Below are 7,789 nucleotides of genomic sequence, written 5' to 3' on the forward strand. Positions count from 1 at the left end.
TTGCTTTTGCTTTTAACACTCAAGCCGGCCGGGAGGCCGCTGTGCTCTTGCTTTTGATTTTGATCTGCGGGCCCCGTCAACCACGATGGCCGCAAGTAGGCACGGTGGAGCGGGTAAACCGGCAAGGATGCCGGTTTAGCCGCGCCTAAGCGAGGCACCGAGTGGTGGGGCAAAGACCTTTTGGTTACTTTTGGGGCGTTTGCCAAAAGTGACCCGCTGTAAGAGCGGAACCATAGGTGGCCGTTACCGCAGCAACGGATATGCCCCCCATCCAAACCCCAAATCACCGCGGCACCGCCCGAATCACCGCCCTAACCCCCTGCCCCCCGGGAATCGCCTTATCCACCGAAGGCAACTGCGGCGCCTGCACATCCGGCATCGCCCAGCTATGCTCCGGCTGCAACCCACCCTGGGCCCTGCGCATAAACTCATAGCGATTCAGCGTAATACTGCGCCCCGCCCCACCGTCACGAATAATGTAGGGCCGCAAAAACACCATCAAATTAGTCTTCGTCACACTGCGCTTTTCATTCCTGAACAACGCCCCCAACCCCGGAATATCCGACAACCAGGGCACCGCGTCATTGCTCTGGCTATACCCATCCTGCAACAGCCCGCCAAGCACCATGATCTGCCCGTCATCCAGCAAAATACTCGTATCAATCGCCCGCTTGTTCGTCACCGTCCCGGCATCCACCGAAGCCCGCGTGTCGACGCTGCTGACCTCCTGATAAATATCCAGCTTCACCGTCCCCCCCTCGGAAATCTGCGGCCGCACGTTCAGCTTCAGCCCCACTTCCTCGCGCTGCACCGTCTGGAACGGGTTATTGCTCGTGCCGCCGCCGCCCGTCACATAACTGCCGGTGACAAACGGAATCGTCTGCCCCACAAAAATACTCGCCGCCTCGTTATCCAGGGTCAGCAGGTTCGGCGTCGACAACACATTGGTCCCGCCCTTGCTCTTCAACGCCCGGGCCAACACCTTGAGGTCCAGCACCTTGCCAATCCCCGGAATGTCCACCGAGCCATTCACCAGCCCGATGTTCAAACCCTTGGGCAACACATCAATGCTGGTCTTGCTGGTGGGGGTTCCATTCAAGCCGCTGCCCCCCAGGTTCACCCCGCCAAAGCCCCCCTTCCCGCCCAGGTTCCCCGCCTGCCACTGCACCCCGAACTCGCTGGCATCGTCCTCGCCCACTTCGACGATCAGGCTCTCGATCACCACCTGGGCGCGACGCTGGTCGAGCATGTCGATCACCTCCCGCAGGTTGCGATACAGCGGGTCCGGCGCGGAGATCAGCAAGGTGTTGGTGGTGGCGTCCGCCTGGATCGTCACGCCACCGGCGCTGAATGCGGTGTTCTGGTCGGTAGGGGAAGAGGCTCCGGTGCTGCTGGTGTCCTGCCCGTAACCACTGGGCTGGACAGTGCCGCTGCCGGCGGGATTGCCGCTGCTGTTCTGGGTACTGCCCTGGCCACCCTGGGTGTTGCCGCCCATGCTGCTCAACTTGCCACGGGCATTATCACTGGTACCGGAGTCGCTCTCGCCGGTCAGCAAGCCCCGCAGCGACTGCGCCAACTTGCCGGCCTGGGCGTTGCGCAGGTACACCACGTGCATATTGCTCGGGTTGCTCTGGGCGTTGTCGAGCTTGTAGATCAGGTTGCGCGCCAGTTCCGTGCGCTCCGGGCTGCCGGCGCGGATGATGATGGAGTTGGAGCGCGGGTCGCCGATCACGTTGATCTTCTGGGTCTGGTCGGCGCCCTGGGTTTCGAGGAGTTCCGAGACCATGGCGGCGATGTCCACGGCGATGCCGTTCTGCACCTTCACCACGTCGGTGTCGATGGCGCTCGGGGTGTCGATGCCGTCGATGATCTGTGCCACCCGCGCCAGGTTTTCCGCGTAGTCGGTGATCACGATGCTGTTGTTGCCGGGGTAGGCGTTGATCGGGTTGTTCGGCGAAACGATCGGGCGCAGCACCGGGATCAGGTTCACCGCGTTTTCGTATTGCAGGCGGAAGGTGCGGGTCTGCATGCCCTGCCCGCCCGGGTTGGCGCCGCTGTAGATCGGCCCGCCCAGCAGCTTGGCGTCCGCCTCCGGCACCACCTGGGCCACGCCGCCTACGTCGACCACGCTGAAGCCCTGCATACGCAGCGCCGCCAGCAGCATGTCGTAGGCCTGGTGCGCCGGTACCTGGCCTTCGCTGACCAACGTGAGGTTGCCTTTGACACGCGGGTCCACCAGGAATTGCTGGCCGGTGGCGCGGGACAAGGCGCGCACCACCGCCTGGATATCGGCGTCGACAAAGTTCAGTTGTACCGGTTGATCACCCAGCGGGTTGCGCGCCCTGGCCGGTGCGGTGCCATGGCTGCGGGCGCTGTTGGTCACCGGGTGTTGCACCCGGGGTGGCGGCACGGTTTCGCGCTGGCGGTCCAGTGGTGTGTCGCCGCTGCGCCGGGTGTCGGCCAGGGGTTGGCCAAGCTCGCTGTCCACCAGCAACGGCGCGGAGGATTGGGGGTTGCTGCACGCTCCCAGCGCCAACAAGAGCAAAGGGGCGACCTTGCGATAAGGCGCAGCGTTGGGCAATGACCACTTCATGAAGCTTCCTTAGCGCCAGGCGCCTGATCCATGCGAACGGTCCCGGACAAGGTGCCGGCCGAGTTTGAAGGGGTGGCCTCGCCTGCGCGTTGCAGGCGGGCCGCAGAGACTTCCAGGGAGAACGGCCGGGGGTTGGCCAGCAGCCAGTCGATCACCGCGTCCGCCGGGGCGTCGTCGAAGGTCAGGCGCCAGCTGCCGGTGTCCTGCGGCTGCAATTGATAGCGGCCCTGCAGCCCGGCGTTGTCGAGGGACTGGTGCAAGGCGGTTTCCAGGTCACTGCTGCGCGGGGCTGGGGCGACGCCTTGCAGCAGCACCTGCAAGGCCTCGGCCTGGCTGCGCAGTTTCGGGGTTTCGGCTTGCCAGTAGTCGATCTTCTTCAGCGGTGGCTGGATCAACAGCAACCAGGTCAGCAGGCCCGCCAGCACCAGGCCGGCACCCACCAACAGACGTTTTTCACGCATGGCCAGGCCGTTCCAGAACACCTGGGCCTGGCTGCGCAGAAGCTGCCAACGCTTATTCATCTTCGGCCTCATCGTCTGCATCGGCTTCAACGCGCTCGGTGAGCGGGCCGACTGTCCAGCCCTGGTCGTCGCGACTGGCGCTGAACCCGGCCTGGGCCAGCAGCGCCTGCGCGTCAGCGGCCAGCGCCGGGGTCCGGGCGTCCGGCAGCAGGCTCAGCTGCAGGCGGCCTTGCTCGTAGCTCAAGCTCTCGACGCTGCCCGCCATGGACGGCAGGCTGCTGCCCGCCAGCGCCAGCAAGCCGGTAAAGCGCTGCCCAGGTTCGGCCGCCGCGCCGCTCTGGCGTGCGGCCAGTTGCTGACGGGCTTGTTGCAGCGGGTTGAGAATCACCGGCAGTTCGGGGAAGGCCTGGCGTACTTGCTGGCTCATCTGCGCCTTGAGGCGTTGGCCTTCGTCGACCTGGCGGGCGGCGTAGAGGTTCAGGCCCAGGGCCCAGATGGCGACCGCCAGCGCCGTGCAGGCCGCCGCCCTGCCCCAGCCACCGGTTGCCGCCTGCTGGAGCCGACCGTGCAAACCCCAGCCCGGCGCAGTACCGCTCCAACGGGCAACGTCGGCCACATGGAGCACATCGACACCGGTGGCGAGCAGGTCATCCAGCGCCTGCTGCCCCAGAGGGTGTACCGCGCCCTGCTGCAGGCTATGGCGCAGTAGCAAATGCCCGTCGCAGAAGGCCGCGCTCGCTGGCCCGCTGACCGGCAGCGCGTAGGGCGCCGGGTACAGGCCACGCACTTTGATTTTCAGCTGGGTCGTTATCCGGCCCAGGTGCTCAAGGCTGCTTTTGGGCAACCAGCCGACCTGCACCAGGCCGCTGCTGTCCCGTGGACCGTGGGCCACATGCATCAACTCCAGCGGGCCGAGGATCAGTGCCTGGGCCGCACAGGTCACTGCATCGTCGACCTTGGCGGAGGGCAATTGCGGCAGCTCCAGGCTGGTCAGCAAGCTGTCCCGTGGATGCAGAAAACACTCCGCCTGGGTATTCGACCATTGCGCCAGGCGGCCCTCGCCCTGCTGGCTGACCTGCCCGGCGCGGTCCAGCCAGGCGAACTGCACCTGGCTCTCGGTGGTGAGTTCATCCAGTGGCGGCAAGCCGATGCGCAAACGCTTCATACGCCCACCCGCGACCAGATCACCTGGGGCTGACGGTCTTCCGGGCGATACAGCAACGCCTCCAGCGTGACCCGACGCTGCTCGCGGCGCGCCTGGCCGTGCACGCGAAACCACTCGCTGGTGATCCCCACCTGCACCGTGTCCACCGCGACCTGTGGCATGCGCAACCGGTTGACGAAATCCCCGCGATTGACAAACCAGCGCCCGCCGTCGCGCTCGGCCACCAGTGCCTGAGCCTGGGACAGGCTGAGCCCCGGCACCACGCTGCTGAGTACCTCGGCGCTGGCGGTATTGCCGTTGACCCAGGTATTGCCGGGCAGCACGCTGACATAGCTCGCCATGCGCCGCAGTTGGCGCGGGTCGAGGCCTTCGATACCGCTGAGGTCGGTGAGGCTGCGCAACATCGGGTACTTGGCCGGGATCAATGGCGCGGCGGCACCGGGCGAGGTATCCCGGCTGCTGTTGAAACCGCCGGTAAGCGAGGCGCCGAGCTCGCGCTGGTCGTATGAGTCGATCACTCGCCGGCTGATGCGGCGACTCACGGCCGGCTCGATGCCGATCAACTGGCACAGGCGTTCGAAGCTCTGCAATTGCCCGGCGTCCGGGTGTTGTTGGGTCACCAGGTTGCGCAGGTTGAACTTGCCTTGCTCATCCTCAATCCGCCCCTCGAAAGCACCGCCGAGGGGCCTTGCCCACGGTTGATCGAGCCGGGTCAACACGTCCTGGCGGCGCGCGTCCCACAGGAGCTGGCGACTGGTTTCCAGGCCGCCATTCAACAACCATTGGCCCTGGATACGCAGTTGTTCAGCTTCCAGGCTGCGGGTGAACACGGTTTGCCGGGTGAGCATGGCGCCGGCAAGCACCGCGACCACGGCCGCGATCAGCAAGGCACTGATAATCGCCATGCCGCGCTGCTTCGCCGCTGGGGGCGAATGGCTGTTCATCGCCGGCCTTACAACTGCCAGGAGCCGATATCGGCGTTCACGCCGTCACCATCAGGTTTCCCGTCGGCGCCGAGGGAGAACACATCCACTTCGCCGTTGGCCCCTGGGTTGAGGTAGTGGTACGGGTTGCCCCACGGGTCGTTGGGCAAGCGTTCGAGGTAGGCGCGCCAGTTGCTGTTTTTCGCATCGGCCGGGCGTTCCACCAGCACCTTCAGGCCCTGGTTCATGCTGGGATACGAGCCGTGGTCGAGGCGGTAGAGTTTCAGGGCCTGCATCAGCCCGCCAATGTCCTGCCGGGCCGCTGTGGCCCGCGCCTGGTCGGGGCGGTCGAGCACCTTGGGCACCACCAGCGCCGCCAGAATCCCCAGGATCACCACGACCACCATGATCTCGATCAGGGTGAAACCGCGCTGCCTGCGCGCTGACGTGAAGTGTGCGATATCCATGTCGACATTCCTTGGCTTGAGTGCATTTCGTGGCGCAGTGTTGCAAGAACACATGTCAGTCATGTTGAAAATCCTCGGGAGCTTTGGTCGCCAATCGGTCAACTCCCGGGGCTAGTCTGCGGGCCTGTTTCCCGGTTTTGAGTACGCCATGGGCGGGCCCCGCAACGAGCAAGGTTTCACCCTGATTGAAGTGTTGGTGGCACTGGCGATCATCGCCGTGGCCATGGCGGCGGCGGTACGCGTGGCCGGGCTGATGACCACCAGCAACGGCCTGCTGCGGGACAAGTCGATGGCGCTGCTGGCAGCCCAGGGCCGGATGGCGGAACTGCGCCTGGAAGGTCGGGTGAGCACCGGGCGCAAGACGTTCGACTGCGACCAGGGCCGGCTGAAACTGCGTTGCGAACAGACCATCAGCAACGGGCCGGATGGGCGCCTGTTCCAGGTCAGCGTGCAGGTGCTGGACGCCACCCGGGAAGCGCCCCCCCTGGCACGCCTGGAGACACTGCTGGGGCGCCCGCCGGTGAAGCGCCCGGTTACTGCCGAATGAGGCTTGGCAACGCCGGCCCGTCGGGCAACTTGTCGAGGGGCAAGCGGATTTTTTCCGCGCCGCGCTCGATCTCCACGCTATCGCCTTCAATGGCCGTCAGCCGCACGCCGGGGCTCAGGCGTTCACCCAACAAAAAGCTGCGGGGCGGGCCGTCGTTGAGACTGAGGATCGCCACCGCCCCACGCGCCCCGGCAAGCACCCCGGAGACCTTGATCTGCATCACCGCCGGGGTATTGGAAAACCATTGCACGGCGGGGTTGTCGCTGCGGGCCGCCAACGCCTGGGGCGCGGCCTGCGGGGTGTGGGACTCGGCCGACGTGAGCAACAGTGGCGTCCAGGTCGCCACCCCTGCCAGCGCCGCCAGCAACGCCAAGGCCTGGACGCCATGGGCGGGTGAAAAACGATGGATGAATGCCATGGGCGGGACCTCCTGTTTGTCCGTCGCCTCAGGCTACAGGGCAATTCACACCTTTTTATTTCAGCGGTTGATCAGGGAGCAAAAAATGAAACAGCAGGGCTTCACGTTGATCGAGTTGATGGTGGTGCTGGTGATCATCGGCATCGCCAGTGCGGCCATCAGCCTGAGCATCAAGCCTGATCCGCTGCACCTGCTGCGCAAGGACGCGGAACGCTTGAGCCAATTGCTGCAGGTGGCCCAGGCCGAGGCGCGTGCCGATGGCCGGGCGATTACCTGGAAAGCCGATGCCAAGGGATTTCGCTTCAGCCGCGTTACCGATGATGGGCTGGGAGTGGAGAACTTCAGCGGCGATCAGCAACTGCGTCCGCGGGCCTGGGACAGTGCGCCGATGCAGGTGCGCATCGAGCCCGGGAAAACATTGGTGCTGGATGCTGAATGGGTGAACCCGCCGGTGCGGGTGGTGCTGTCGGATGGGCAATACAGCCTGAGCCTGCAACGGGATGCGGCGGGGTTGTTGCGGGTGGTGAGTCATGAGTGACCAGAAGGGTTTTACGCTGATCGAGGTGATGGTGGCGATCATGTTGATGGCGGTGGTCAGTGTGATTGCCTGGCGCGGGTTGGACAGCGTGACCCGGGCTGATCAGCATTTGCAGGCCAGCAGTGAGCAGACTGAGGTGTTGTTGCGGGCGCTGAACCAGATGCAACTGGATGTGAGCTTGCGCGCGGGGGTTGAGTTGGGGCCGCCGATTGGCGAAGACGCGCCGAAGCCTGGCGGGTTGGCGGCGGTGTCGGTGAGGAGTTCGGACAGCAAGGGGTTTCGGCTGGAGGTGATCCGGAGTGCGCCGGTTCCTGGGGATGGGTTGCAGCGGGTGCGGTGGTGGCTCAAGGGCGACACGCTGTACCGGGCAGCTGCACCGGCGCGGGATCGGTATCCGCTGCCGGCGCCCAGGGATGCGGTGGCGGTGCTTGGGCAGGTCAGGGATTTGCAGGTGCAAGTTTGGGACAAGGGGTGGCGGCAGTTGAGTGGGAATCGGCAGGAGGAACCGCTGGGGATCGAGGTGGTTCTGGTGCGGGAGACGGGCCAGGGGGTGGAGCGGTATCGGCAGGTTTTGGGGCCCTTGCGGTAGGGCTTTTTGGGGTGGTGTACATATCCGTTATTTTTGTTATGGCTGATATGGGTTCCGCTCACTTTCGAAAAGCCGGAATGCCGGCCCA

Annotated in this window: 9 protein-coding genes; 3 read left to right on the forward strand and 6 right to left on the reverse strand. The window is 65.1% G+C overall.

Annotated elements, in window-relative coordinates:
- Positions 1 to 283 precede the first annotated feature (283 nt).
- The 5 genes from gspD to gspG are packed head-to-tail and all read right to left on the reverse strand — an operon-like array spanning position 284 to position 5,609.
- Complete coding sequence (gene gspD / locus HX817_RS30330; RefSeq protein WP_177042283.1) at positions 284 to 2,593, reverse strand: type II secretion system secretin GspD; 2,310 nt, start codon at positions 2,591 to 2,593, stop codon at positions 284 to 286.
- Positions 2,590 to 3,114: a type II secretion system protein GspM gene (gene gspM, locus HX817_RS30335; RefSeq protein WP_003218654.1), complete on the reverse strand. Its 525-nt coding sequence runs from the start codon at positions 3,112 to 3,114 to the stop codon at positions 2,590 to 2,592. The genes gspD and gspM overlap by 4 nt, the downstream gene beginning before the upstream one ends.
- Positions 3,107 to 4,219 (reverse strand): type II secretion system protein GspL, encoded by a 1,113-nt coding sequence (gene gspL / locus HX817_RS30340; RefSeq protein ID WP_177042285.1) that lies wholly within the window; start codon positions 4,217 to 4,219, stop codon positions 3,107 to 3,109. Before gspL ends, gspM begins: the two co-directional genes overlap by 8 nt.
- Positions 4,216 to 5,163, reverse strand: coding sequence for a type II secretion system minor pseudopilin GspK (gene gspK, locus HX817_RS30345; RefSeq protein ID WP_158213554.1), 948 nt, complete (start codon positions 5,161 to 5,163; stop codon positions 4,216 to 4,218). Before gspK ends, gspL begins: the two co-directional genes overlap by 4 nt.
- Before the next feature lie 8 nt (positions 5,164 to 5,171).
- The gene (gene gspG / locus HX817_RS30350) at positions 5,172 to 5,609 is read right to left on the reverse strand and encodes a type II secretion system major pseudopilin GspG (protein WP_003218660.1); all 438 of its coding nucleotides are present in this window, start codon (positions 5,607 to 5,609) and stop codon (positions 5,172 to 5,174) included.
- A gap of 148 nt (positions 5,610 to 5,757) precedes the next feature.
- Between gspG and gspI the strand changes: the two genes are divergently transcribed.
- Positions 5,758 to 6,156, forward strand: a complete 399-nt coding sequence (gspI, locus tag HX817_RS30355; protein WP_008431408.1) for a type II secretion system minor pseudopilin GspI — start codon at positions 5,758 to 5,760, stop codon at positions 6,154 to 6,156.
- Here gspI and HX817_RS30360 read toward each other — a convergent pair.
- Positions 6,143 to 6,574, reverse strand: a complete 432-nt coding sequence (locus tag HX817_RS30360) for a type II secretion system protein N (protein ID WP_177042287.1) — start codon at positions 6,572 to 6,574, stop codon at positions 6,143 to 6,145. The two genes, gspI and HX817_RS30360, sit on opposite strands and share 14 nt — an antisense overlap.
- 85 nt (positions 6,575 to 6,659) lie before the next feature.
- Here HX817_RS30360 and gspH point away from each other — a divergent pair, with 85 nt between their 5' ends.
- Both gspH and HX817_RS30370 read left to right on the forward strand, forming a co-directional pair.
- Positions 6,660 to 7,112 carry a type II secretion system minor pseudopilin GspH gene (gspH, locus tag HX817_RS30365; RefSeq protein ID WP_008431410.1) on the forward strand — a complete coding sequence of 151 codons (453 nt, stop codon included), beginning with the start codon at positions 6,660 to 6,662 and terminating at the stop codon, positions 7,110 to 7,112.
- Complete coding sequence (locus HX817_RS30370; protein WP_177042289.1) at positions 7,105 to 7,701, forward strand: type II secretion system protein GspJ; 597 nt, start codon at positions 7,105 to 7,107, stop codon at positions 7,699 to 7,701. The genes gspH and HX817_RS30370 overlap by 8 nt, the downstream gene beginning before the upstream one ends.
- Positions 7,702 to 7,789 lie beyond the last annotated feature (88 nt).

It is taken from the genome of Pseudomonas sp. C6002 (assembly GCF_013385805.1).
Lineage (GTDB): Bacteria > Pseudomonadota > Gammaproteobacteria > Pseudomonadales > Pseudomonadaceae > Aquipseudomonas.